General features: G+C 67.7%; 25 protein-coding genes. 17 read left to right on the forward strand and 8 right to left on the reverse strand.

The annotated features are described in order from the left end of the window. Positions 1 to 12: 12 nt before the first annotated feature. On the reverse strand, positions 13 to 465 hold the full coding sequence (locus tag EV137_RS23445; RefSeq protein WP_134003669.1) for a hypothetical protein: 453 nt from the start codon (positions 463 to 465) through the stop codon (positions 13 to 15). Between the two features lie 182 nt (positions 466 to 647). Here EV137_RS23445 and EV137_RS23450 point away from each other — a divergent pair, with 182 nt between their 5' ends. Next, positions 648 to 2,846, forward strand: coding sequence for a carbohydrate-binding protein (locus EV137_RS23450; protein ID WP_202871087.1), 2,199 nt, complete (start codon positions 648 to 650; stop codon positions 2,844 to 2,846). Between the two features lie 104 nt (positions 2,847 to 2,950). After that, positions 2,951 to 3,589 (forward strand): aspartate/glutamate racemase family protein, encoded by a 639-nt coding sequence (locus tag EV137_RS23455; RefSeq protein ID WP_202871088.1) that lies wholly within the window; start codon positions 2,951 to 2,953, stop codon positions 3,587 to 3,589. Between the two features lie 32 nt (positions 3,590 to 3,621). On the opposite strand, the gene EV137_RS40715 is transcribed toward EV137_RS23455, so the two are convergent. After that, positions 3,622 to 3,831, reverse strand: coding sequence for a hypothetical protein (locus EV137_RS40715; protein WP_166679987.1), 210 nt, complete (start codon positions 3,829 to 3,831; stop codon positions 3,622 to 3,624). An 82-nt stretch (positions 3,832 to 3,913) separates the two neighbouring features. Between EV137_RS40715 and EV137_RS23460 the strand changes: the two genes are divergently transcribed. The 9 genes from EV137_RS23460 to EV137_RS23500 all read left to right on the forward strand — a co-directional run bounded on the left by EV137_RS23460 (position 3,914) and on the right by EV137_RS23500 (position 14,128). After that, entirely contained in the window at positions 3,914 to 6,436 is a 2,523-nt protein-coding gene (locus tag EV137_RS23460) for an ATP-binding protein (protein WP_166679988.1), read from the forward strand. Between the two features lie 137 nt (positions 6,437 to 6,573). Continuing rightward, positions 6,574 to 7,416: a DUF11 domain-containing protein gene (locus tag EV137_RS23465; RefSeq protein ID WP_202871089.1), complete on the forward strand. Its 843-nt coding sequence runs from the start codon at positions 6,574 to 6,576 to the stop codon at positions 7,414 to 7,416. A gap of 164 nt (positions 7,417 to 7,580) precedes the next feature. Further along, positions 7,581 to 9,203: a type 2 periplasmic-binding domain-containing protein gene (locus EV137_RS23470; protein WP_134130736.1), complete on the forward strand. Its 1,623-nt coding sequence runs from the start codon at positions 7,581 to 7,583 to the stop codon at positions 9,201 to 9,203. A gap of 3 nt (positions 9,204 to 9,206) precedes the next feature. Further along, positions 9,207 to 10,160, forward strand: a complete 954-nt coding sequence (locus EV137_RS23475; protein WP_238175503.1) for an ABC transporter permease — start codon at positions 9,207 to 9,209, stop codon at positions 10,158 to 10,160. Beyond that, a complete protein-coding gene (locus EV137_RS23480; RefSeq protein WP_134130737.1) occupies positions 10,157 to 11,032 on the forward strand; it encodes a carbohydrate ABC transporter permease in 876 nt (291 codons plus the stop codon). Before EV137_RS23475 ends, EV137_RS23480 begins: the two co-directional genes overlap by 4 nt. A 17-nt stretch (positions 11,033 to 11,049) precedes the next feature. Further along, complete coding sequence (locus EV137_RS23485) at positions 11,050 to 12,042, forward strand: LacI family DNA-binding transcriptional regulator (protein WP_202870279.1); 993 nt, start codon at positions 11,050 to 11,052, stop codon at positions 12,040 to 12,042. A gap of 45 nt (positions 12,043 to 12,087) precedes the next feature. After that, a complete protein-coding gene (locus tag EV137_RS23490) occupies positions 12,088 to 12,870 on the forward strand; it encodes an aminoglycoside 3'-phosphotransferase (protein WP_134130738.1) in 783 nt (260 codons plus the stop codon). 2 nt (positions 12,871 to 12,872) lie between these two features. Continuing rightward, positions 12,873 to 13,397: an MOSC domain-containing protein gene (locus tag EV137_RS23495; RefSeq protein ID WP_134130739.1), complete on the forward strand. Its 525-nt coding sequence runs from the start codon at positions 12,873 to 12,875 to the stop codon at positions 13,395 to 13,397. Between the two features lie 242 nt (positions 13,398 to 13,639). Beyond that, positions 13,640 to 14,128, forward strand: coding sequence for a class E sortase (locus tag EV137_RS23500; protein WP_134004418.1), 489 nt, complete (start codon positions 13,640 to 13,642; stop codon positions 14,126 to 14,128). Positions 14,129 to 14,132: 4 nt separating this feature from the next. Here the strand turns inward: EV137_RS23500 and EV137_RS23505 are convergent, their stop codons facing one another. The 3 genes from EV137_RS23505 to EV137_RS23515 all read right to left on the reverse strand — a co-directional run bounded on the left by EV137_RS23505 (position 14,133) and on the right by EV137_RS23515 (position 16,362). After that, entirely contained in the window at positions 14,133 to 15,305 is a 1,173-nt protein-coding gene (locus EV137_RS23505; protein WP_134130740.1) for an FAD-dependent monooxygenase, read from the reverse strand. 1 nt (position 15,306) lies between these two features. Then, complete coding sequence (locus tag EV137_RS23510) at positions 15,307 to 15,858, reverse strand: TetR/AcrR family transcriptional regulator (protein ID WP_134003687.1); 552 nt, start codon at positions 15,856 to 15,858, stop codon at positions 15,307 to 15,309. Positions 15,859 to 15,939: 81 nt separating this feature from the next. Further along, positions 15,940 to 16,362 carry a hypothetical protein gene (locus EV137_RS23515; RefSeq protein WP_133784832.1) on the reverse strand — a complete coding sequence of 141 codons (423 nt, stop codon included), beginning with the start codon at positions 16,360 to 16,362 and terminating at the stop codon, positions 15,940 to 15,942. A gap of 103 nt (positions 16,363 to 16,465) precedes the next feature. On the opposite strand from EV137_RS23515, the gene EV137_RS23520 reads away from it, so the two are divergent. The 5 genes from EV137_RS23520 to EV137_RS23540 all read left to right on the forward strand — a co-directional run bounded on the left by EV137_RS23520 (position 16,466) and on the right by EV137_RS23540 (position 21,793). Further along, positions 16,466 to 17,257 carry a class I SAM-dependent methyltransferase gene (locus EV137_RS23520; protein ID WP_134130741.1) on the forward strand — a complete coding sequence of 264 codons (792 nt, stop codon included), beginning with the start codon at positions 16,466 to 16,468 and terminating at the stop codon, positions 17,255 to 17,257. 184 nt (positions 17,258 to 17,441) lie between these two features. After that, entirely contained in the window at positions 17,442 to 18,671 is a 1,230-nt protein-coding gene (locus tag EV137_RS23525) for a neutral zinc metallopeptidase (RefSeq protein WP_134130742.1), read from the forward strand. Positions 18,672 to 18,689: 18 nt separating this feature from the next. Further along, positions 18,690 to 19,961, forward strand: coding sequence for a neutral zinc metallopeptidase (locus EV137_RS23530; RefSeq protein WP_134130743.1), 1,272 nt, complete (start codon positions 18,690 to 18,692; stop codon positions 19,959 to 19,961). Between the two features lie 272 nt (positions 19,962 to 20,233). Continuing rightward, positions 20,234 to 20,923, forward strand: coding sequence for a neutral zinc metallopeptidase (locus EV137_RS23535; RefSeq protein WP_166679989.1), 690 nt, complete (start codon positions 20,234 to 20,236; stop codon positions 20,921 to 20,923). 6 nt (positions 20,924 to 20,929) lie between these two features. Continuing rightward, complete coding sequence (locus tag EV137_RS23540; RefSeq protein ID WP_134130745.1) at positions 20,930 to 21,793, forward strand: neutral zinc metallopeptidase; 864 nt, start codon at positions 20,930 to 20,932, stop codon at positions 21,791 to 21,793. On the opposite strand, the gene EV137_RS23545 is transcribed toward EV137_RS23540, so the two are convergent. Next, positions 21,780 to 22,235, reverse strand: a complete 456-nt coding sequence (locus tag EV137_RS23545) for a GNAT family N-acetyltransferase (RefSeq protein WP_134130746.1) — start codon at positions 22,233 to 22,235, stop codon at positions 21,780 to 21,782. The genes EV137_RS23540 and EV137_RS23545 overlap by 14 nt on opposite strands. Before the next feature lie 233 nt (positions 22,236 to 22,468). Between EV137_RS23545 and EV137_RS23550 the strand changes: the two genes are divergently transcribed. Next, a complete protein-coding gene (locus tag EV137_RS23550; protein WP_134130747.1) occupies positions 22,469 to 23,368 on the forward strand; it encodes a mechanosensitive ion channel family protein in 900 nt (299 codons plus the stop codon). 284 nt (positions 23,369 to 23,652) lie between these two features. Here EV137_RS23550 and abmR read toward each other — a convergent pair whose 3' ends face one another. Next, on the reverse strand, positions 23,653 to 24,177 hold the full coding sequence (abmR, locus tag EV137_RS23555) for an ATP-binding transcription factor AbmR (protein ID WP_134003702.1): 525 nt from the start codon (positions 24,175 to 24,177) through the stop codon (positions 23,653 to 23,655). A gap of 39 nt (positions 24,178 to 24,216) precedes the next feature. Beyond that, complete coding sequence (locus tag EV137_RS23560) at positions 24,217 to 24,930, reverse strand: hypothetical protein (protein ID WP_134130748.1); 714 nt, start codon at positions 24,928 to 24,930, stop codon at positions 24,217 to 24,219. Between the last annotated feature and the right edge of the window lie 63 nt (positions 24,931 to 24,993).

The following is a 24,993-nucleotide window of genomic DNA, read 5'->3' on the forward strand; positions in this document are numbered from 1 at the left end:
TTCGCGGACCGGTCAGGACACCGAATCGATGCGGTGTTCAGTGGCGGCGAAGGTGAAGGTGTCGCCGGGGTGGAGGTCCTTGAGGGCGGCGTAGAGGGGTGCGTCGGTCGTCATGCCTTCGTACGTGACGCCGTCGCACTCGAACGGTGAGCTGACCACGCCGACGACATAGTGGTTGTCGTCGAGTACGACGATCGCACCCGGCCGGATCTCGCTGGTCGGGGCGAAGTCGATGCTCTCGGCCTGCGCCACGGTGCTGTGCTGACGTTCCGCGACGTCCTCGTAGAGTCCTCCCAGGTCGCCGGCTTCGTCGGACTGCGACTGGTCGTCGACGGAGAACGAGGAGTCGGGGTCGAGTCTGGCCGCCGAGTCCTCGCGGCCCACGGCGGCGTCGGTCGCGCGGAGGTGTGCCTCGAGATGCGCGACCAGAGCCTCCTTGACCCGCAGTTTCGCCTTGCCGTCCATCGCGCACCCTCTCCTTGCCGTCGCGAGCTCGTACCGCACCAAGTGTCTCGCACGACATCACGTCTGCTGGGTGACGGAAAGTTCCGGAACCAGTTCCGGAACCGGCAGGGGGTGTTGGCGGGTGGATTCCGACCTTAGAGTCAGCGTGCCTGTAAGGGCTTTCCCAGGTGGTTGGAGGGTTTGTGAGGCGGACTCTTGGGCTGGCGGTCGTGGTCGGGGTAGTGGCGGCCGGGCTGGCGGCGGGTGGTGGACCTGCGATGGCGCAGCGCGGGGCGGTGGTCAGTGGGTCGTACTCGAGCGGTGCGGCACACGCCTGGCAGCCGTTGCCGACGACGTACGTCGGGAATGACGCCGGTACTGCGGACGCGACGGTCGTGATCGATCCGAGTGTGAGCAGGCAGAAGTACACCGGTGTGGGTTTCTCGCTCGACGAGACGAGCGTGTCGAACCTGTGGAAGCTGACGCCGCAGGAGCGGGAGCGAGCGGTCCGGCTGCTCGTGGATCCGAAGACCGGCGCCGGGTTCGACCGGTTCCGGTTGACGATCGGGAGCCCGGACCTGATCGAGCATCTGCCGTTCTGGTCGTACGACGAGTTGCCGGCCGGTGTCACCGAGGATCGGAACCTGAAGTATTTCTCGATCAAGCGGGACGTGGACGCACACATCGTCGACACGGTGCAACTGATCCAGAAGTACAACCCGCGGGCCACGTTCTTCGCGTCGGCGTGGAGTGCGCCGGCGTGGATGAAGACCAACAACCGGTTCACCGGAGAGGTCGCGCTGAAGCCGGGCAGTACGACGTCGTACTACCAGGTCGGCAAGCTGCGCGACGACTGCATCGACGTGTTCGCGAAGTACTACGTGAAGTACCTGCAGGCGTACGCGCAGCGCGGCATCAAGGTCGACGCGCTGACGCTGCTCAACGAGCCGGGGATCGACGTGGTGTACCCGGCGATGGACATCAGTGTCGAGCAGCAGCAGAAGCTCGCCGTCGCGATCAAACGCGAGGTGCGGCGCGCCGGGCTCCGCACGCAGCTCTACGTGCACGACTTCAACTTCTGGGACTGGCGCGTCCCGAACAGCACGGAAACCAAGAACTACTACCGGATCTTCAACGATCCGGAAACCCGGAAAGCGTCGGACGCGATCGCCTTCCACCCGTACTGGGGCGACCCGACGGTGATGCGCGACGCGTACGAGGAGTTCGGAAAACCCGTGCACATGACGGAAACGAGCGACCTGAATCCGGAAACGATTCTGAACTATTTCCGCCTCGACGCGTCGTCGTACGTCCTGTGGGCGCAGACCACCGACCAGGACGGCGGCACGCTGCACTGGACGCCGGCGCGCGACAACAACATCGACTGGGAAGAGGTCGGCCGGACGACGAAGTGGCCGAACCGGCTCGTGAAGGTCGACACGACGACGAAAACGTTCTCCGTGCGGGACGAGCTGTACGCGATGGGGCAGTTCGCGAAGTACCTCGGGCCGGAGCACACCCGTGTCGAATCGAGCGCCACCGCGAACGGCATCAGCAACGTGGTGTTCAAGGACCGCGGGGACAACTTCGTCGCGATCGTGGGGAACGCCAACGCTGCGCCGAGCACGGTCCGCATCACGCTGGCGGGCAAGTCGTTCACCGTGACGGTGCCGGCCAACGCGTACGCGACGTACCGGTGGCACGGCGATGTCCCGTCGTCGCACCACAACCGGGCGCCGCAGTTCACCGACGTTCCGAACGTCACCGCCGACCAGTACCAGACCACGCAGCTCCAGTTGCAGGCGACCGATCGCGACCAGGATCGGCTCGCGTACTACGCGACGGATCTGCCGGCTGGCGTCAGCCTCGACGCGAGCACCGGTCTGGTGCGCATCCACCCGACCGTCGCCGGCGAGCAGGACCTGAAGTTCCGCGTTACGGACGGCGTGGCGCATGACGAGGTCACGGTGCACCTCACCGTGAACCCACGCGGCGCGCCGGTGGGTGAGAAGGTCGAAGCGGAGTCGTACGTCGCTCAGCACGGCTGGACCGATGGCGGCGCCAACTTCGTCGAGAGCAACCCGGCCGCGAGCGGCGGCAAGAACGTCGGCTGGACTGCGGCCGGCAACTGGTTGCAGTACCGGGTCGACATCGCGCGGGCGGGCATGTACGACCTCGAGTTCCGGGTCGCGAACGGGACGGGCGCTGTTGCTGCGGACGCGATATCCGTGCGCGACGCGGCCGGGACTGTGCTGGCGAAAGTCTCGGTCCCGGACACCGGGGGATGGGCGAGTTATCAGTCCGTTCAGACGCAGGTGACCCTGCCGGCTGGGGATCAGGTGATCACCGTGTACTGCGAGACGGGCGGCTTCAACCTGGACTACCTGCGTCTGGCAGGCTGACAGGTCGACGCCTCGCCGTTGCGCAAACGATTGCACAACCCGTCGGAAACGTGTCACCCTTGATGCCCAGAATCGCTGCACATTGCATCGTGAGGAGCGCCAGGGTGACACGTATCGCCTTTCTGCATACCGGGGCCGTCGTCATTCCGACATTCGCGGCGCTTGCTGCCGAGCATCTGCCTGGCGTGGAGGTGCAGAACCTGCTCGACGACAAGATCGTCGCCGATCTGGGTCGGGGTGCTGCGGCTGAGCAGGTCGCCCAGCGGCTCGCTGACCTTGGTGGTGCCGCGGTTGCGGCCGGCGCGGAGGCGGTGATGTTCACCTGTTCGTCGATCTCGCAGCACGCCGGTCCGCTTGCCGATCGTCTTGGCGTTCCGGTGTATCGGGTCGACGAGGCGATGGCGGACGAGGCCGTTCGTGCTGGTGACCGCGTGAGTGTGATCGCGACGCTGCCCACGACCGTGCAGCCGACGGCAGCACTTCTGCGTGAGCGGGCCGAGCTCCAAGGACGCGACGTCGAGATCGACGAGGTCGTCGTACCGGGTGCGTTCGAGGCGGCCGTCGCGGGAGATCGCGGTCGTCACGACTCGCTGGTGGCGGAGGCGATCAAGGCGGCGTCCGGGGACGTGGTCGTCCTCGCGCAGGCGTCGATGGCCTCGGCGGCCGAGGGGCTCGACCTCGCCGTCCCGGTCCTCACCAGCCCCGAACGTGGCATCCGCCGCCTGGCCGAACAGCTCAAGTAAGCCGCCGTCCGGCCGAGGGGCTCAGCCGCAGCTCAGTCGGCGGGGCGGGATCGCTTGCGGCCGCCGATTGTGCGGTCGAGGACGCCGTAGCCGGCCAGGCCCAGCACCGAGACGGCCACCAGGAACAGCACGACCGCGACCGTGATGTTCGCCGGCCGCGCGATCAGCCCGGCGACGGCCAGGACCACGCCGATCACTGCGAACGAAACAACCAGTCGTCGGCTCATCGGCTCGTACATCACGACGCCGATGCTATCCGGCGCACAGCTCCGCGAGTCACCCCATGCACTGGCGCATGGCCGGCGCGCAACCCAGACTGGCGGCATGGGTGGGGGAATGGTGGCGATGCTGTTCTCGGACATCGAAGGGTCGACGCTGCTGCTGCACCGGTTGGGAGACCGGTATCTGGAGGCGCTGGAAGATCATCGGCGGATCCTGCGCGCGGTCTGGACGGCGTACGGCGGGACCGAGATGGGGACCGAGGGCGACAGCTTCTTCGTCGTGTTCGGGACGGCCGGCGCGGCGGTCCGGGCAGCCGTCGACGGGCAGCGGCGACTGGAAGAGCACCGATGGCCCGACGGCGAGCGGTTGCGGGTGCGGATGGGGATTCATACCGGTACGCCGGGTGTGTACGACGGCGACTACTGGGGCATGGACGTCCATCTCGCCGCACGGATCGGGGCCGCCGCACACGGTGGGCAGATCGTGGTGTCCGCCGTCACCGGTGAGCTGACGCAGCTGCCCGACGGGGTCACGCTGCGCGATCTCGGCACGCACCATCTCAAGGACATCCCGGAGCCCGAGCACCTGCTCCAAGTCGCCATCGACGGGCTAAAGGCCGAGTTTCCGCCACCACGCACTCTCGGTACGTCGAGCAGCCTGCCGGCACCTGCGACACCGCTACTAGGGCGCGAACAGGATCTCGACCGCGTCACCGGTCTGCTCGACCGCCCCGACGTACGCCTCGTCACCCTGACCGGACCGGGCGGGTCGGGCAAGACCCGCCTGGCGATCGGCGTCGCCGCGGAGTCGACCACGAAGTTCCCGGGCGGGGTGTACTTCGTTCCGCTCGCGGCGGTCACGTCCGCGCGGGTGCTGTGGACGACGATCGCCGAAGTCCTCGACATCCCGCCGCGGGAGCGCGGCCGGATCGTCGCCTACCTCGCCCAGCGGACCCTGCTGCTCGTCCTCGACAACCTCGAGCAGCTCCCCGACGCCGGCAAGGTTGTCGCCGAGATCATCGAAGGCGCGCCGCACGTCAAGCTGGTCGCCACCTCCAGACGAGCGCTCGGCCTCACCGGCGAGCACCTGCACCCGGTGCTACCACTCACAGATGCCGCCGTAGAACTTTTCGTGCAGCGCGCCCAGGCCGTCCGGCCGACGTTCACGCTGACCGACGAGAACTCGGCCGACGTGGTCGCGATCTGCCGCCGGCTCGACGGGCTCCCGCTCGCGATCGAGCTGTGCGCGCCGCGGGTGCGGCTGCTCAGCGTCAAGGAGTTGCTCTCCCGGATCGATCAGGCCCTCGACATCGCGTCCACGAGTACGGTGACCCCGGAACGTCAGCGGACGCTGCGGGACACGATCGCCTGGTCGTACGAACTGCTCGGCCCCGAACACCGCCGTACCTTCCGTTGCCTCGCCGTCTTCGCCGGCGGCGCCGACCTGGCCGCGGTCGAGAAGGTTGCTACCGGCATCGATCCGGTCGACGCCCTCGCCGAGCTGCACGACGCCAACCTGATCACGCTGTCCGACGGACCGGACGGCACCCGCGTCCGGATGCTGGAGACCATCCGCCGGTACGCCGCCGACGAGCTGCAGCCGACCGCCGAAGCCGAGGCGGTCCACCGCGAACACGCGACGTACTACGCCGACCTCGCCGACCACCTCGAGGCGATCAAGAAGACGATGTCCGATCCGCCTGTCGAGCGGGCCGAGGCTGACCTCGACAACTTCCGCGCCGCGCTGACCTGGGCGACCGAAAACGACGTCAGGACAGGTCTGCGCCTGTGCTCGGCGCTCGGCTGGGTCTGGCTGTTCGGCGGCTACATCGCCGAGAGCCGTGCCTGGCACGAGCAGGTGATCGCGGCTGCCGGTACGACGTCGTCGCCGGAACTGGCCGCCTGCCTGCGCGGGTTGAGCAACCTCCTGCTCATGCAGGGCGAGACGGACCGCGCCGACCACCTGACAACCCGCAGCCTGGAGATCGCCCGGGAGCTGGACGACCCGGCCGGTATCGCGTTCGGAATGACCGTGCTCGGGTCGGTGCAACGTCAGCAGGGCGATCTCGACGCTGCGCGGGCGACGCTCACCGAGGCGGTCGAACGACTCCGCACCCTCGACGACGACTGGCGCCTGGCGCGGGCGCTCAGCCACCTCGGCGGCATCGAGGAGGATCTCGGGAACCTGGAGCATGCCGAGGACCTGCTTCGCGAGTCCCTCACGATCACCGAGTCGATCGGGGACGCCCACGAGATCGCAGCACAGGGACAGAACCTCGCGTATCTGCTGATCCTCGCGGGCCGGCTCGACGAGGCCGCCGAGCTCGCCCGCGGGCTGCTGCCGACCGTGCTGGCGCTCGGCAGCCCGAGTCTCACGATGGCGTTCTCGAACACCGTCATGAACCTGCTGATCCGGCGCGGCGACCCGGTCGGCGCCGCACGCCTGTTCGGCGCGGAGGAGGCGATGGGCGAACGGCTCGAGATCCCCAACCCGTACCTGGAGGAAGAACTCGCGGAAGCCCTCGAACTCGTCGGCGACACGCTGTCCCGCGAGGCCTGGGAACGTCACCGTCACACGGGCCGCACCGAACGCGTCGAGGAGCTCCTCGACCGGTTGTCACTCTGAACGTACCCAATGGGTGTTTCAAGTGGTTGACCACTGACGGGGCCAACTACATACTGCTTGCACCGCCGTCGGCGGGCTGTGGGGGCAGCTGGGGTGTTCATGGGGAACATGGGGGGCAAGTTATGCAGGTTTTGAGGTTGATTCGTGCTGCGCTGATCACGGGGATCGTCGGGGGGACGCTCGCCGTCCCGGTGGCGGCCTCGGCCGAGGATCTGCCGAGCACGAGTGTTGCGGTCAGTTCGGTCATGCCCAGTCCTGGGGAGACGATCACGGCGACCCAGACGGTCACCAACATCGGGGGCTTCACGCTCGTCAACGCCCAGGCGGCGATGTACGCCTTGGACCAGTCGCTGACAGACTGGTTCCAGCTGGTCAGCTGTAGTGGGGCGACGACGAACTGCTTCGTCGCCGACGGGCAGAACTTCCGGGCCGCGCTCGGCGATCTTCCGGCGGGCGAGAGCCGGACCGTGGTCTGGACGCTGCGGGTGCGGGACGACACGAGGACCGATCCGTTCAGAATGCGCATCCAGCTCCGGGCCGACAACTATGCGTTCGACATCCTGGACGGCCCGAGAGTCGACATCGTGCCCGGCGCGGCCGACATCGCGGTGACGCTGAACGCCTCGGTGCGGTCCGGGCTGGTGCCCCGGATCACGTACACGGTCACGATCAAGAACAACGGGCCGGGCGCCGCGACCGGTGTGCGTGTGCTCGGCACCGTCCCGAGCAATCTCACGTACGCCGCCGGCGGGACCTGCACACGGGTGGGGACGACCCGGACCGCGAACTGCGATGTCGCGTCGCTGGACAGTGGCGCGAGCACGACCCGGACGTTCGCGGGTGATGCCGGTGTGCTGACGATCGGCACGCTGCAGGCGACGGCCGCGCGTACGGCGAGTTCGCCGGACGATCCGGTGGCGACGAACGACAAGGCGACGCGGACCTGCACAGCACTCACCGGGCTGATCGTGCGCTGCTGACAAGTCACTGAAGTACCTACGACGGCCGGCGGCCGCGGGCTCAAGTCCCGCGGCCACCGGTTTTTGTGTGTCGGCGCCTTGCATCGAGGGGCTGGTCAGGTTTACGGTCCGGGTTAACGTTTAAGTGAGTGTTAGTGAGCACTTCTTCGAAACTTGGAGCAACTATGATCAGTCGGCGACGGTTCCTGCAGGTGACCGGTGCGGCGATTGCCACCTCCACGCTGGCGGCCTGTGGCGACGGCGGGGCGGCAGGAGGAGGCGCCAAGGCGTCGGGCGACCTCAAGCTGCCGACGTACAAACCGTTCGAGGGTCTGCACCCGGACTTCCCGGGGGCCGAGTCCGGCCTCGAGCCCGGGTTCCTGAGGTTCCCGGCGGACGCGGTCGCGAGCGTGAAGGCGCCGCCGCTGAAGAGTGCCGTCACCGCGCTGACCGAGACGTTCGCGACGCCTCCGCCGCCGATGGGCAGCAACCCGATGTGGCAGGCGCTGAACTCCGCGCTCGGCGGTGAGCTCCGGCTGACCATCGGCACCGATCCGGGCTACCCGGAGAAGTTCGCGACGCTGCTGGCCAGCGACTCGCTGCCGGACCTGATGTGGCTGCCGCCGAACCAGGGCATCCCGAACATCGGCCCGATGCTCGAGGCGAAGTTCCAGGACCTGACCAAGTACCTGTCCGGCGACGCCGTCCTGGAGTACCCGAACCTGGCCGCGCTGAAGCCGGCTTCCTGGCGGACCGCCGTGGTGAACGGGAAGATCTGGGGCGCCCCGATCCCGTCGACGCCGTTCGGTCAGGTGATGATGGGCAACCCGAAGACCTGGGCGAAGGTCGGCGGCCTGCAGTGCACCACCGCGGACGAGTTCTTCGCCAAGTGCAAGGAGCTGACCAACGGCACGAACTACGCGCTCGAGCCGGCGATCATCAACATGCTGCACATGTTCGGCGAGTGGTTCGGCGCCCCGAACGCCTGGCGCGTGAACCAGGACCGGTCGCTGACGCACCTGTACGAGACCGACAACTACAAGGCCGCTGTCGAGTACGCCGCCAAGCTCTGGGCGGCCAGGGTGTTCTACCCGGACCTCAACCTGGCCGACGCGACGCCGAAGACCGTGAACGGCCAGATCGCCGCGCAGGTCGTGGTCGGTCCGCGGGCGACCGCCGACTTCCGGAACCTGGACCCGACGCTGTTCGTGGACACGATGATCCCGTTCGGCCACGACGGCAAGGCGAAGCCGGTCTACGACATGGGCTACGGCACGGTCGGGTTCACGCCGTTCAAGAAGACCGACGAGGGCCGGATCCGCGAGCTGCTCGCGCTGATGGACTATCTGTCGGCGCCGTTCGGCACCAAGGAGTACCTGGTCAAGAACTTCGGCGTGGAGGGGCAGCAGTACCAGCTGGACGCGAACAAGAACCCCGTGCTGACGAAGGCCGGTCAGCAGCAGGCGCCCGGTCTGGTCAGTGCGCTGCAGATCATGAACTCCCCGGAGAGCGTGATCTTCAACCCGGCGTACCCGGACGACACCAAGAAGATCTACGCGACCGAGCAGCAGCTGCTGAAGTTCGCGATGCGGAACCCGACGGCCGGCACGTACTCCGACACGTCGAGCAAGGTCGGCCCGAAGCTGACCGCGGCGTTCCGGGACACGATCGTCGACATCGTCACCGGCCGGCAGAAGCTCGACGCGTACGACGAGGCGCTCAAGCGCTGGAAGTCCGGCGGCGGTGACAAGATGCGTGACGAGTTCGCGGCCGTGCTCCCGGCGAGCGTTCCGGTCACCGGGTCCTGATCGATGCTGAAGGCGAACTCGGACAAGCGGCGGGCCAAGAACGGCCTGCCGCTGAAGGCGAAGTGGCGCCGGGACTGGCAGATGGTCCTGCTGATGATTCCCGGCGTCGTCTTCCTGCTGGTGTTCTTCTACCTGCCGGTGATCGGCAACGTGGTCGCGTTCCAGGACTTCCAGCCGTACCTCGGCATCATGCACAGCGAGTGGAACGGCCTGCAGAACTTCGTCAACCTGTACGCCAACCCCGACTTCTGGGACGCGTTGCGGAACACGTTGCTGCTGGCCGCAGTCCAGTTACTGCTGTTCTTCCCGGTGCCGATCGGGCTGGCACTGATCGTCGACTCGCTGGTCAGCAACCGCTTCCGGCGCTGGTTCCAGACGATCGCGTACCTGCCGCACTTCCTGTCCTGGGTGCTGGTCGTGACGCTGTTCCAGCAGTCGCTCGGCGGAGCGGGGTTCGTCAACAACCTGCTCCGGCAGGCGGGACTGGACCCGATCCCGTTCATGACGAATCCGGACACCTTCCCGCTGCTCGTCGTCGCGCAGCTGATCTGGAAGGACGCCGGCTGGGCGATGATCATCTTCCTCGCGGCGCTGACCACCGTGGACGTCTCGCTCTACGAGGCGGCCGCGGCGGACGGCGCCGGGCGCTGGCGGCGGCTGTGGCACATCACGCTGCCGGCGCTGCGGACGGTCATCGTGCTGCTGCTGATCCTGCGGATCGGCGACATCCTCAGCGTCGGGTTCGAGCAGTTCATCCTGCAACGCGACTCGGTCGGTCCAGGTGCTGCCGAAGTACTGGACACGTTCACGTACTACGCCGGAGTGGTCGGCGGGGACTGGAGCAGCGGGGCCGCAGCCGGCCTGGCCAAGGGCGTGGTCGGTGCGTTGCTGCTGTGGGGTGCCAACTCACTCGCTCACCGGCTCGGCGAGCCGGGAATCTTCCAGAGGCGCACATGAGACCTGTGTGGAAAGAGAATCCGTCACCGGGCTACCAGGCGATCAAGGCGGTGATCCTGGGTGGGTTCGCGCTGGTGATCGTCGTACCGATCCTGGTCGTGATCTCGACGTCGCTGGCCAGTGACAAGGACATCATCGACGCGGGCGGGTATGTGCTGTGGCCGTCGCATCCGACGGTGAAGGCGTACCAGACGCTGTTCAGCGGCGGTCTGATGGGCAGGGCGATCCTGGTCAGCGTGTTCGTGACGATCGTCGGTACGGCGATTGCTCTCGCCGTCACCATCGCGCTCGCGTACGCGACGTCGCGACCGGTGCTGTTCGGGCGGCCGGTGCTGTTGATGGTGCTGTTCACGTTGCTGTTCGCGCCGGGCATCATCCCGATGTTCCTGGTGGTGAAGCAGCTCGGGCTGCTCGACAGCCTGTGGTCGCTGATCCTGCCCGGCGCGTTGGGGGCCTTCAACTTCGTCGTACTGCGCACGTTCTTCATGAACGTGCCGGGCGAGTTGCTGGAGAGCGCCCGGATCGACGGCGCGAGCGACTTCACCATCCTGCGGCGGATCATCATGCCGCTGTCGAAGGCGGTGATCGCGGTCGTCGGGCTGTTCTACGCGGTGGGCTTCTGGAACGCGTTCTTCAACGCGCTGCTGTACCTGAACGACACGTCGAAGTGGCCGGTCCAGGTGATCCTGCGGACCTACGTCCTGCAGGGCAAGTCGCTGTCCGCCGACCAGCTCGGCGTCCACCCGCCGCCGCAACCCCAGTCCCTGCAGATGGCGGTCGTGGTGGTCGCCCTGGTGCCGATCGCCATGGTGTACCCGTTCCTCCAACGGCACTTCACCAAGGGTGTAATCACCGGTGCCGTCAAGGGTTGATCTGCAAGAATCGATATATGTCCTCACCTTTGGCTGAGCGGCCGACGCTGCGGATGGTGGCGAAGGAGGCCGGTGTCTCGGTCGCGACCGTGTCCTACGTGCTGTCCGGACGGCACCGCAGCCACACGATCAAGGACTCGACCGCGGACCGGGTCCGCGAGGCCGCGTCGCGCCTGGGCTACCGGCGCAACGACGCGGCCCGCGCGATCCGGACCGGCAAGTCCGATCTCGTCCTGCTGTCGCTGAACGTCCTCGCGGACCCGTGGTCGCAGGCCGTTGCGGCCACGGTCAGTACGGCGGTGTCGCCGCTCGGGAAGACCGCGCTGATCGTCGCGGACGGCGACTGGCGGACCGTGCTGTCCAACCGGACACCGGACGTGATCTTCATCGACAGCATCAAGCCGGACCCGGAGCAGATCGCCGAGCTCGAGGCGTTCGCGGCGCAGGGCGTGCAGATCGTGGCGTTCAGCGAAACCCTGGAACCGCAGGGGTTCGACGTGATCCGGTCCGGCGCCGAGCCGCGTTGCCACCTCGCGGTGGAGCACCTGCTGGAGCACCACGATCGGGTCGGCGCGCTGACCTCGCGGACCACCGGCTTCGCGCGCTTCGATGCGTACGTCAACACGCTGCGCGCGGCCGGCAAGCCGATCAGCAGCGACGACATCGAGGTCTTCGAGCAGCATCCGGAGGGTGCGTACCGGGCCGCGATGGCGCTGCTGTCCAAGCCCGATCGGCCGACCGGGCTCTACTGCACCACCGATTTCGCCGCGATCGCCGCCGTCCGGGCGGCGCACCGGCTGCGCATCGACGTACCGGGGGATCTGGCGATCGTGGGTGTCGGGAACACGCCCGAGGGCGAGCACCTGGACCCGTCGCTGTCCACTGTCGGACCTGTCGGCTTCAACGAGGCGCTCGCCCGGATCATCGTGAGCAGACTGACCGACCGGGAGGGCGCACCCGGCGAAGTGTTCGACTTCCCCTGGCAACTCATCGTCCGGGAGTCGTCTTGAGTCAACGTCCGGTGACCGCGATCCTCAACCGCACCGGGGAACGCGTTGCACGCGCCGCCGTCTGACGACTGGGAGCCGGTCGACATCGGCGAGTCCGACACGTCCGTCTACCGCCGAGATAACACCTTCGCCAAGTGCTGTGGCCCATCCGGCATCGCCGAGCTGACAGCCGAACGCGACCGCATCACCTGGCTCGCTTCAACGGGCTTCCCCGGCGCGACGGTGGTGGACTGGCTCGAGCCGACCTCGCCCCAGCCTGACGGTCTCGGGTCGTCCTCGGGTGGGGCATGTCTGGTGACCTCTGCGGTGCCGGGGGTTCCCGGCGACACCCTTCCGCCGGCGTCGCACGATCGTGCCACGCGGCGGCTCGGGGCGACTCTTCGTGAGCTGCATTCGCTGACCGACTGCCCGTTCGAGCGGCCGCTGGCGGAGGTGATCGCGACGGCGACCGACGTCGTACGGCGTGATGCCGTGAACCCGGCGTACCTCACCGACGAATGGCGCCGCCTGCGGCCGTCGGAGCTGCTCGCCCAAGTGGTTGCTGAGCGCCCCTATATCGAGAGCGTCCTGGAGCCGGTCGTCTGTCACGGCGACGCCTGCCTGCCGAACATCTTCTTCGATCCCGAGACCCTCGAAGTCACCGGCCTCATCGACCTCGGTCGTCTCGGAGTCGCCGACCGGTACTCCGATCTCGCCCTCACCACGATCCAGCTCCACGACGAGTGGTCCGCCGACCCGGCGCCGTTCCACGAGGCGTACGGCGTACCGCATCCGGACCCGCGCCGCCTCTATTTCTTCCGTCTCCTCGACCCGCTCACCTGGGGATGAACATGAGAGTCGAACTCGTTGCCTTCGTCGTCTCCCGCGAGCACGCCTTCGAAGGACGCCCGCAGGACGGCCCGCGCCCCGACCCCGAACGGGTCGCGCGCACCGAGATCGAGGTCCGCGCCGACCTCGGCATCGTCGGCGACCGCTACTACGCCCAGGCAATCCACAAGAACGCGGCCGTCACGCTCATCGACGCCGCCTCCCTCGACGAGGTCGAGCGCGTCCTCGACCTGGACGCACCCCTCGACCCGCACCTCACCCGGCGCAACATCACCCTGCGTGGCTTCCCGATCGACGAACTCGCCGCCCACCGCGCCTCGGACGGCACCCGCATACCCGGCCGTCGCTTCACGCTGGGCTCGATCACCTTCCAGGCGAACCGCCCGGCCAACCCGTGCGCGTGGATGGACGAGGTCCTCGCACCCGGCGCGATGAAGGCGCTGCGCAGCCACGGCGGCATCCGCGCAACCCCACTCACTTCCGGCACACTCCGCCTCGGCCCAACAGACCTCAACGTCCTGGACTGAGAGGCTTTCGCTCGACTTTTGGTCCCGCGGCTTACCGTCGGAGTGTGAGGCTGGTGGGTGTGCTCGTCGCGCTGGCGGCGCTGGCCGGATGCAGCGACACGGCTCCGGCCAATGACTCGGTCCTGCCAACCAACCGAACCACCCCGACCACCAGCCCAAACCCACCCACAGAACCCGCCACGACACCCTCGCCCACGCGCACCACGCCCCGCCCGACCCCCACTGTGTCCGGCCCGGTGAGCATGTCGATCCCCGCGATCGGCGTACGGAACCTGCGGGTCGTCGGGTACACCGGCACCGCGGACGACCGGCCAGGCACCCGGATCCAGAACCGCGGTGTCGCCGCCAGCCCACGCGGCCGCGCCGGCGGCGTCGGACCTGGCGAGATCGGGAACTTCATCGTGACCGGCCACCGCGTCAGCCACGGACGACCGCTGGAACGAGCGCCGGAGCTACAGAACGGCGACCACGTCGTCATCACTGCAGGCGGAACGGTGTACGACTACGTCATCACCCGGACGATGACGATCTCGTTCCGCCGGCCCGTCGAGAAGGCTCAACAGAATGCCGCCGTACCCGGCAACCCCGGCGCGGAACCGACGAAAGCGATGCTCACGATCTCCACCTGCGCCACTCCCGAGGACCACGCAGCAGGCAACTACTGGCACGACGAACTGGGCAACCCCGAACACCGCATCAACAAAATAGGCACCCTGGTCGCCACCCGCTGATCGTTCAGTGGGTCGGCTGCAGGTCGCGGATCAGCGTCGTGGGCTTGCCGGCGAGCGCGGCCGGGAGGAGCTTGCGGAGAACCGGCAGGCGGAGGAACCGAAGCAGCACGCGACGCGCGACCAACTCGAACCGGGACTGCGGCAGGAACCACCGCGCGGTGGACCGCGCGACCTTCTGCTTCTCCTCGACGACAGGTCGCCATACGCGTTCGTACTCAGCCAATCCGTCCTCGATCGACGACGAGCTCACCAGCTTCTCCGCGAGCAAGAACGCCCCGGCGACCCCGAGCGACGCGCCCTGCCCAGCCAGCAGCGACACCGCCCCACAAGCGTCACCGACCAATGCGACCCGCCCCGAACTCCACCGGGGCATCACGATCTGCGCGACCTGGTCGTAGTAGATCTGGTCGTCGGCCGGGCACAACTCCAGCGCCCGCGGCACCACCCAGCCGAGATCGCCGTACGCCGACCTGATCGCCGCCCGGGTGTCGGCCGGCGTCACGGGATCCGCCGTACGGTGCACCGCGAACGACGCCACTCGCCCGTCCCGCAGCGCGTAGAACCCGAACTGGCTGCCCATCGTGTCCGTCAGACAGAACCGCCCGCCCACCTCGGCGTGGATCTCCGGCGCGTCGAAGCTGTAGGCCGCGGTGTGAAAACCGAGGAACCGCAGGTACGTCGACTCCGGCCCGAACACGAGCCGGCGTACGGCGGAATGGATGCCGTCGGCACCGATCAACAGCTCCCCGTCGAGCGTCGACCCGTCGGCGAGCTCGACCCGTACGCCGTCTGAACGCGGCGTGACGCCCGTGAGCGTGGCGCCGTACCGCAGGTTCACGTCGCCCGGCAGGTGTTCGCGCAGGACCTGTTCGAGATCCGGTCGCATCATGCTGAGCACGTCGCCTTCGGCGAACTGCAGGATGTTGATGCCCGCCTGCTGGCGGCCGTCCTCGTCGACCAGGACCGCTTCTTCGACGTGGTACGCGACCTCTTGCATCGCGGGCAACAGTCCCATCGCGCACATCGCGTCGTATCCCGGGCCGAAGAAGTCGATCATGTAGCCCTGCGGGCGGGGACCGGGACTGCGTTCAAGGACGGTGACGTCCTGGCCGAGCGCCGACAAGCGGTTCGCCAGCGCAAGTCCGGCGATCCCGGCTCCACAGATGATCGCGTGCATGTCAACTCACCAGCCTTCGCAGAACGGTAGTCAGGGCTGGGGATTCCGGCCCGAGGGTCCGATGCAGGAGCAGGCCGTCGATGGTTGCCGCGAGGACGGCGGCGGTCGCGGCCGGCTCGACGACCTGGTGGATCGTGAGCCAGTCGGCCAGGCGGGTCCGGAAGTCCGTCACCAGGCCGGCGATCTGCGTGTGCAGACGCTCGTCGCGGGTCGCGGCCAGGTAGGTCTCGGTGAAGAGCAGCGACATCGGGTCGGTCCCGTCGTACTGCTCGATCGAGGCCAGCAGCGCGTCGATCGCGACGGCCGGTGTGGTCGCGGACGTGAAGAGTTCGTCGGTCGTAGTGAGCACCTGCCGCATGGCGCTGATCGCGGCCTCGGTCAGCACGTCCTGCACGGACGAGAAGTGGTAGTGCACGACGCTCGGGGTGACACCGGCGCGCTCGGCCAGGATCCGCGTGCTCACCGCCGACCAGCCGCGCTCGGGGATCAGCTCAGCCGCAGCAGCCAACAGCCGCTGCCGCACCTCCTGACCTTGTTTCGCCGTCGGCGCCATCGCATTCCTCCAGGGCGATCGTCCTGTACGATCGTCCTGATCGTAGAACATGCCGCAGTGGGAGGGCAAGCAGGCCCGGAGCTACTTGCGGCCGAACTTCCACCATTTCGGCTTGTTCATCTTGATCTCGTCGGCGGTCATCGGGGGCGGGACCGGGGGACGGGACTCCTCGGTGAGGAAGTTGCCGGACTCGGTGTCGTACGGCGTGACGCCGAGGCGGCGGCTGATCTCCATCACGATCGGGATCGACCGCGGGCCGTCGTTCAGGTAGAAGGTGATGTCGCGGACCTCGACGCCCTTGCCGATCGTCATCTCGACGTCGTACTCCGGACTTCGCAGCGCCAGCCAGGACGGTTTGCTCGTGTCGACGTCCGGCACCACTTCCCGGACCTTGGCCACCACGTCGGTCGCCAGACCGACCGCCGGCGGCTCGTAGTCGACCGGAATGTCGTCGAGGCGCCGTACGCCTCCTGGCCCGCGCATCGCATACACAGCCCAACTCATGCCCCCAGCATGCCAGGCGGCTCAGCGCTTGCGGGCGGCGAGCCACAGGGTAGTGGGAGTAAAACGGGATGTGCCTGGAATTTTCGTTCAGCACAGTGGGGGAATGACTCAACTTGATCCGGTGATTCGCTCTTTCTATCGGGACCGGTACGTCGAGGACGATCGGCTGGTCGTCCGCGGGCACGGCCGGCTCGAGTTCCTGCGTACCCAGGAGTTGCTGCGGCGGTGGCTCCCGCCTGCGTCCGTCGTACTGGATGTCGGTGGTGCGACCGGCGTCCACGCGCGATGGCTTGCGGCGGACGGGCATCAGGTCACGCTGGTCGACCCGGTTCCGGAGCATGTGGAGCAGGCGGCGACGATCGGGACGTTCGCGGCAGAGGAGGGCGATGCGCGGGCACTCCGGCAGGGGGATGCGAGCGTGGACGTGACGCTCCTCCTCGGTCCGCTCTACCACCTGGTCGACGCGGCGGATCGTGCGCGGGCGTTGGCGGAAGCGGTACGGGTGACGCGTCCCGGTGGGGTAGTCGTCGCCGCGGGCATCAATCGGTACGGCGGCCTGCTCGAGGCCGGCAGCAACGGCACCCTCACCGAGGAGCGACTGCCCCTGTTCCTCGACGCCTTCGCCTCCGGCAGCATCGACGGCACCAACGGCTTCACCGTCGCCTACTTCCACCACGCCGAAGAACTCGCCACCGAACTCACCACAGCCGGCCTCACCGACGTAGAAGTCCTCGGCATAGAAGGCCCCGCCAGCAACATCCTCGAGAACGCTGCCCCGGACGCCATCGAAACCCTGCTCCCCGCCGCCGTCCTCCTCGCCCGCCAGGTCGAATCCGACCCCAAACTCCAAGCCGCCAGCCCCCACTTCCTCGCCCACGGCCGCGTATCCGACTGAACGCGGTCCGTAGTCGTCAAGCGGTGCGTGGTCGCGGAATGGTGTCAATAGGTGCAATGCGGTTCTCGGGATGGCGGTCCAGGCCGTAATATCGTGCGGCGGCCGGCACTGGGGGTGTTCCGGCCCTTCTGATGCATCGGGTGGGACCGGCGGACGGCCGGTAACTGGGGAGAAGCGGGAAGTTATGGCGGACAAGCCGGCACCCAAGCCTGGGCACTTCCTGCCAGGCGGCGACGGGGACCAGATCGCGGGCGACGACCGGAAACCGGGGGTTTCCGCACCGTCGACGGCCTCGTCGAACGCACCCTCGGGGGCGCCGTTGGCGGCACCCACGCCGCGGCTCGGCGGGGAAGCGCCGCCGACGCCGCCGCAGTTGAGCGGGTCCCGGATCGACTCCCGTCGTACGACGCTTCCCGGCGGCCGTCTCGGTCCGCCGCCGGCCGACGACCGCGCCGCCGCGGCGTACCGGGAGGTGTTCCACCCGCAGCCGGTGCCGTTCGTCCCGAAGCAGCGGTCCAAGGGGCTGATCGCGCTGATGGTCGTCGCGGTGCTGGTGTTCCTCGGCGGCGGCGCGACGTTCGCGGTCAAGGTGCTCTCCTCGCCCAGCTTCAACCTCCCGAATCCGAACGGCACGCCGTCCGCGAAGTCGAGCGGCGCGCCGACGACCAAGGGCCCGATCGGCAAGGGGACGCCGGGCACCGACATCGTCGGCAAGAACCCGATCTACGCCGCCGGGGCGCTGGCCGTGGCGAAGTGCCCGGAACCCGCGTTCCGGCCGACGTCCATGGAAAACGTCCGCTCGTACTACCAGGCGCTGACCGCGTGTATGGACAAGGCCTGGGAGCCGATCGTCACCAAGGCCGGGTTCGAGTTCCGGTCGCCGAACCTGGTCATCTTCTCCGACGGTGACGAGACCGCCTGCGGCGTCCAGCACGACCTCGCCCTGTACTGCCAGGACGAGCACGGTGGCAGCGCGACCATGCCGTGGCAGGAGCTCGTCGAGGAGTATCCGAAGAACAAGGCCGAGGTACGCGCCGAGATGGCCCAGTCCTTCGGCTTCGTGTACGGCGTACACCTGCAGAACCTGACCGGGATGGCCGAGGCCTCCGACAACCTCGCCGACACCGCGGCGAGCAAGGCCGCGCAACTGGAGATGAACCGGCGTGCCGCGCTCCAGGCGTACTGCTTCGGCGCGGTGTTCTTCGGCGCGGCCAGAACGAGCTTCCCGTTGCGCGGCGAACTGCTGAGGCAATGGAACGGACTCATCCAGCGGCGCGGCGACGAGAACACCAAGGACAAAGTCCGCGACCACGGTTCCAGCAAGAGCCTTGCGCTGTGGATGAACCAGGGCCTGGCGACAACCAACCCCGGGTCCTGCAACACTTTCGTCGCAGCATCCGCCAAGGTCAGCTGAGCGAGATAGGAACGATCGATGCCTGACTCCGAGGAAGGTGTGCCGGGGCCCGGGCACTTCGCGTCCGGCGAACCGGCAGCCGGCACACGCCCGCTGACCCTGAAGAGCACGCAGCCGGGTGGCCTCGGTCGAGCCCGCTCGGTGTCGCTCGACGACACCCCGGTACGTCGTAAGGCACGTCCGCTGCCGACAGAACCGGGTACGACGAGTGAGTACAGCGGCCCGCCCGCCGCGCCGCGGACCGGCGTACCGCTCACGCCGCTGACCGGCACCCGCCGCGTCGGCGGCCCCCGCCCGACCGGCTGGCACTCGAACCCGTCGCGCTCCGGCGCCCAGTTCACCACCGAACCACCACCGGCCGCCCCGCCGCGACAGTACTCTCGGCCGGTCATCGTCGGCTTGTCGATCCTGGTCATCCTGATGCTCACCGGCGCCACCATCGCCGGATTCCGCCTCGTCGACTCCTACGGCAACGTGGAAAATCCCCTCGCCCAACCCTCGGTGCGAAAGTCCCAGGCCCCACTCCCCATCCCACCGAACCCGACGGTCACCGTCACCAAACAGGGCGTTCCGGACGTGGTCCGGCTGCAGCAGAACAAGATCTACACCGCCGGCAAGGTCGGCGCCGTGAGCTGCAAGGAGCCGGCGATCAAGCCGGACTCCCAGTCGGCGATCCTGCGGTACTACAGGGCTCTCGCACCCTGCCTGGACAAGGCCTGGGCGCCGGTGCTGCAAAAGTCCGGCTACCCGTTCCGTCCGCCGAAGGTGGTGCTGCAGACCAGCCAGAACACCTCGGCGAGCTGCACCGGCGAGGAGGACGTCGCGTTCTACTGCCCGGCTGACGAGACCATCTACGTCAGCTGGAAGGAAGACGCCAAGTTCTACAAGACGGATCCGCTCGCGGCGCGAGTGTGGATGATGGACACGATGGCGCACGAGTACGGCCACCACGTGCAGAAACTCACCGAGATGCTCACCGCCGCCGGATCCCGCGAGGGTTGGGCGAAGACGAAGGCGGAGGAACTCGAGTGGAGCCGGCGTACCGAGCTGCAGGCGAGCTGCTTCGGCGCGGCCTTCCTCGGCGCGAACAAGAAGGCTCTCGGCCTCTCCGGCCGCAAGCTGAAGCTCTGGGAATGGGAGACCCAGCACAGCGGCGACGAGTACAACCCGAAGAAGATCCGCGACCACGGCTCCCGCAAGAACTACTGGCTCTGGTCCGAACCCGCCTTCAAATCCGCCGACCCCAAGGTCTGCAACACCTTCACCGCCCCCGCCGCCAAGGTGAGCTGAGCGTGCGCCGAGCGGCTTTGGTTGGGGTCGTCGGGCTGCTTGTGGCGATTGCCGGTGGATGCGAGCGGACGGATGGCGCGCTCCCGGACCCGGTGACACCCGGCACCAGTACGACGCCGAGTCCGACACCGAGCCCGAGTGCGACACCGACGACTAGTCCGACACCGAGGACGAGTCCGACTCCGAGTCCGAAAGCGAGTCCTAAGCCCAAGGCTGTGCCGGGCAAGCCGGCGGCTACTCCGACGTACAGCCCACGGGGGCAGAAGTACCTGGTGCGCAACAGGATCTACTCGGCGGGACAGGTTCCGGCGGTGGCGTGCGTAGTGCCAGACGTCGTGCTGCGATCGCAGAAGGCCGTGCAGCGGTACTTGAACGCGTTCCAGGACTGTCTGCAGCGAGCGTGGAAGCCAGTGGTAGTGCGTGCGGGCGTCAGGTTCCGGCCGTCGGCCGTGTACGCCGTCCGCCAGGGATCGAAGACGGCTTGCGGCACCTTCGCCGAGAAGGACCACGCCTACTACTGCCCCGCGGATTCAGGGATCTACTTCGACTGGGAGGAGCTCGGCCAGTGGGAGGACTACGGCCACGTGGCGGCGCAGGTGTACACCCTGGTCACGATGGCGCACGAGTTCGGGCACCACGTGCAGGAACTCGTCGGGATCTCGACGTATTACGACGATCGATGGGGCGAGGTCGCCGGATCGGCTCACCTCGAGCCGATGCGTCGCCACGAACTGCAGGCGTCCTGCTTCGGCTCCGCCTTCCTCGGCGCTAATCAGACCCCCCTCGACCTGTACGGCGCCAGGTACGAGGCGTACCTGTCGGAGGCGTCGTACGGTGACCACCCGCCGGCGACCGCGCGGGATCACGGATCGCCCCAAAGCAATACCGAGTGGGCGGCGGCCGCTTTCACCGCCATGTCGCCGGCCGCCTGCAACACGTGGGTCGCCCCGCGGGCTGGGTGAGCTGAGATGCGTCGTACGGCACGTGTGGTGGCAGTGTTCGTCGCCGTGGTGTTGGCCGGTGGCTGCACTCGAGAGGTTGCCGCGCCGGAGGTGACTCCAACCGCGACTCCGACTGCGACCACGGCTCCGGTACAAGCGCCGGTCGGGAAGGCGGTGCAGGCACCGGAGCCGATCAAGGACGAGCTCCTGCTGTACAACCCGCTGTACAGGGCAGGTCAGATCGCAGCTGTCAGTTGCTCGCTGCCGACAGCGAAGCTGGCGAACAAGCAGGCGATGATCCGCTACGCGAACGCCTTTGTGGCCTGCCTGGACAGGGCTTGGGCGCCGGTGATCACCCGCGCGGGATTCGACTTCGTCCGGCCGTCCGCCGTGTACTCGTCGCCGGCGGGAACGAAGACGGACTGCGCAGTGATGGACAAGGAGTACTACGGTCTCTACTGCTCCTCCAACCACGGCATCTACTTCAACTGGCCGGAGTACATCGTCGAGGGAGCGTCCCAGGAAGACACCCGAGCGTCGGTGCAGTGGCTGATCGCACACGAGTACGGCCACCATGTGCAGGAAGTGACGGGCATCCTCGACCAGTACCACGAGCGCTACTCCTCGGCTCGGGATGCAGCGCAGGAGCAGGTAGAGGAGCACCGCAGCGAGATGCAGGCGCACTGCTTCGCGGCGGCGTTCTTCGGGGCCAACCGGGAGACGTTCCGGATCCACGGGGAACGTCTCGATCACTACGGGCATCCCGGGTACTACCGTCGTGCCGCCGACTCGATCAACTTCGACAGGTGGTTACGGCAGGCGTTCAAGGCGAAGGGCCCGAGCGGTTGCAAAACCTGGGCGGCGCCGGCGGGCAGTGTTACCGGAGTTTGAGTTTGAAGCCTTCGTGGGTGTTGGCGAAGCCCAGGTTTGTGTAGAAGCGGTGGGCGTTGGTGCGGGATTTGTCCGACGTGAGCTGGACGAGGCTGCAGCCGCGGGTGCGGGATTCTTCGACGGCCCATCGGACGAGCATGGTGCCGAGGCCGGAGCCGCGGGCGGGAGCGGCGACGCGGACGGCCTCGATCAGGCCGCGGGTGGAGCCGCGGCGCGACAGGCCGGGGATGATCGTCAGCTGGAGCGTGCCGATCACCTCGCCGTTGCGGTCAGCAACCATCAGCAGTTGGTTGGAGTCGGCATCGATCTGCTCGAACGCCGCCAGGTACGGCGTCAGGTCGTCGAGCGACTCGCGGGTGGCGCCGAGCTGGTCGTCGGCGATCATCGCGACAATCGCGGCGACGTCGGAAGCGGTGGCGCGGCGGATGACGACATCGTTCATAGGTACAGGATCGCAAACGCCTGAAGCGGTTCAGTCGGCAGGGTAAGCACCGAAGTACCGCCATGGTGATTGCCTTACGCAAACACCTTTCCTTGTCCGGCGCGCCTGGAACGTTGTTTGCCCAAGGCATCGAAGGGTACGAGTGATACTGGACACCACTGCATCCGCCCGTGCCGGGGTTGGGGCAGTTGTGCGCCGACAGCGGATGCGGGCCAGTCCGGAAGGAACATCCGATGTCAGCGTTAGCAATCGACTTCACCCAGCCGTTCGAGGATGCGTTCAGCAAACTGCTGTCGTTCATCCCGAACCTGCTGGGCGGCCTGGTCATCCTGGTCGTCGGCTACTTCGTGGCCAAGATCCTCGGCAATCTCGTCGGCAAGCTGCTCGGCCGCGTCGGCTTCGACGGCTGGATGGAACGGGCCGGCGTCTCCGGTGTGCTGCAACGGTCGGGCACGGGGCTGACCGCTTCGGCGATGCTGGGCAAGGTCGTGTTCTGGTTCGTCTTCCTGATCAGCTTCACGATGTTCGCCTCCGCACTCGGCGTTCCGGAGATCTCGAACTTCATGAGCGACATGCTCGGCTACATCCCGCGGATCTTCGCGGCGATCGTGATCGTCTGCCTGGCGGCGTTGTTCGCCAACTTCCTGGCCGCGGTCATCCGCGGTGCGACCGGTAACGAGACCCTGGCCAAGGTGGCCCGGTACGCCGTCCTCGTGTACGCCGCGTTCGCCGCGCTGACCCAGCTCGGTGTCGCGGTCCAGCTCACCGGCAACACGCTGCTGATCGTCCTCGCGGGCGCCGCGCTTGCTCTCGGTCTCGCTTTCGGTCTCGGGGGCCGCGAGATGGCCGGCCGCGCACTGAACAACCTGTTCGACAAGGACAAGATGGTCAAGCCGGCCGCGCAGAACGGGATGGACGGTACGACGGCGTACCCGCAGCAGGGCGACTACCAGGGCCAGGGAAACTACCAGGGCCAGGGCAACTACGAGGGCGGCTACCAGCAGCCCACCCAGCCCACCCAGCCCGCCCAGCCCACCCAGCCCACCCAGCCCGAGCAGCATCCGGCCGCCCACAGCTCCGGCAACTGGTCCAACGGCACCCCGTCGAACGGCACCTGGCAGCAGGGCCAGTAACCAAGAAGTTCACACCGAGGCGGTTCTCCTCACGCGGGCGGCAATCCAACCGGGTTGCCGCCCGTCCCTGTGAGCGAAGGTGGTCGCTGCGTGTGATTCGCAGCTCGACAGGATGTGTCAGGTGGCCGGGTAGTGCACCTGAGCGTGAATACGTCCGCGTGTACAGCGTCTCGCCGGTGCTCTACCTGTCGAGCTGCCGATCGCCGAGCCGAACCCTCGGTGGGACGGCGCGTCACCAGTTGCGGGGCACTTGCTCCACGCAAACCGTCGTAGGTTGGCACCTGTCAGCTGTTGTCGGGGCCGGCTTTGCGGACCTCTTCTACCTTTGTCATGGCTTCGCGGAGGTCGGCCAGCCAGGTTTCGCTGTGCTGGGCGACGAGTTTGACGCACCAGCCGAGGGCGTCGCTGCGGGAGCGGGCCACGCCGGCGTCGACGAGGGTGTCGAGGACCTGGCGTTCGGGCTGGCGGAGGCGGGTCATCACCGGCGCGGACAGCGAGGTGAAGACGGTGCGGGTCTCGCCGCAGCGCAGACCCCACGCGACCTTCCGCCGGGTGGCGTGCTCGAGTTCGCGGGCGATCTCGATCCGGCGCTCGCGGGTGTCCTCGCGGAACTGCTTGATCCGGCCTTCCTCGGCGGCGGAGCGCTCGGCCGCGCTCACGTCCTTGTTCTGCTCGGGTGCGGGGATCCGGCCGACGATCAGGATCTCGTCCCGGTCGATCTCGAGTTCGATCTCACCCTCGAACCAGTCGCCCGGCAACCGTCCGGTCAGCCAGCCCCGCACCTTCTCCTGCTCGGTCTGTGTACTCATGTAATCATGATTACATCCAAGCAGGTCGAGCTCAAGTAATCACCAGTAGGTCACTGTGTACGCCGCGTGCGCGTCCCCGTCCGACAATGCGACATGCGAGATGCCGATCCGCAGGATCCGCCCGGTGGCGTCGTTCTTGTACGTCGTGTACGTCGTACCCGCCGCACCCTCGGCCGAGATCCGTCGCCAGTGCGATCCGCCCGTCGCGGAGATGTTGTGCAGTTGCCCGACGACCTTCGGCGTCGCGTAGTAGGCGGTCCACTTCGCGTCGCCGCGCCCCCAGGCCCGGACGAGGTTGTCCGACCACTGGACTGCGTTCCAGGCCTTCGGCTCGCCGGCGAACTTGGCGGTGTACGCGGCATGCCAGCCGTCCGCGGCGCGCAGACCGACGTTCTGTACGCCGATCGTGAGGTTCCCGCCGCGGGCGTCGTCGTGGTACGTCACGTAGATCGTGCCCGCGGCGCCTTCGGTGGAGACGCGCCGCCAGTGGATCCCGCCGCGCGTCGTCTGTGCGTAAAGGGTGCGTGCTGCCGCTGTGGATGCGTAGCAGTTGGTCGCCGCGGTGTCGCCGCGACCCCAGGCGCGAACGAGCCGGTCGGCGTACGACACCGCCGAGATGCTCTTGGCGGACTGCAGTTGGCTGCAGCTGGTGGTGGTGCCGGCGTTCGCCGGCGCGGCGCCGGTGAGAAGCAGCGGTGCGGTGACCGCGAGTGCTGTCGTGCTACCTAGACCAATGATCCTGCGAATCATCATCGACCTCCCGAGTGGATGTGGTCCTACTGGTGGGACGCCACACCGCACTCGGGAGTTTGCATC

It is taken from the genome of Kribbella pratensis, from assembly GCF_004366075.1.
Taxonomy (GTDB): domain Bacteria; phylum Actinomycetota; class Actinomycetes; order Propionibacteriales; family Kribbellaceae; genus Kribbella; species Kribbella pratensis.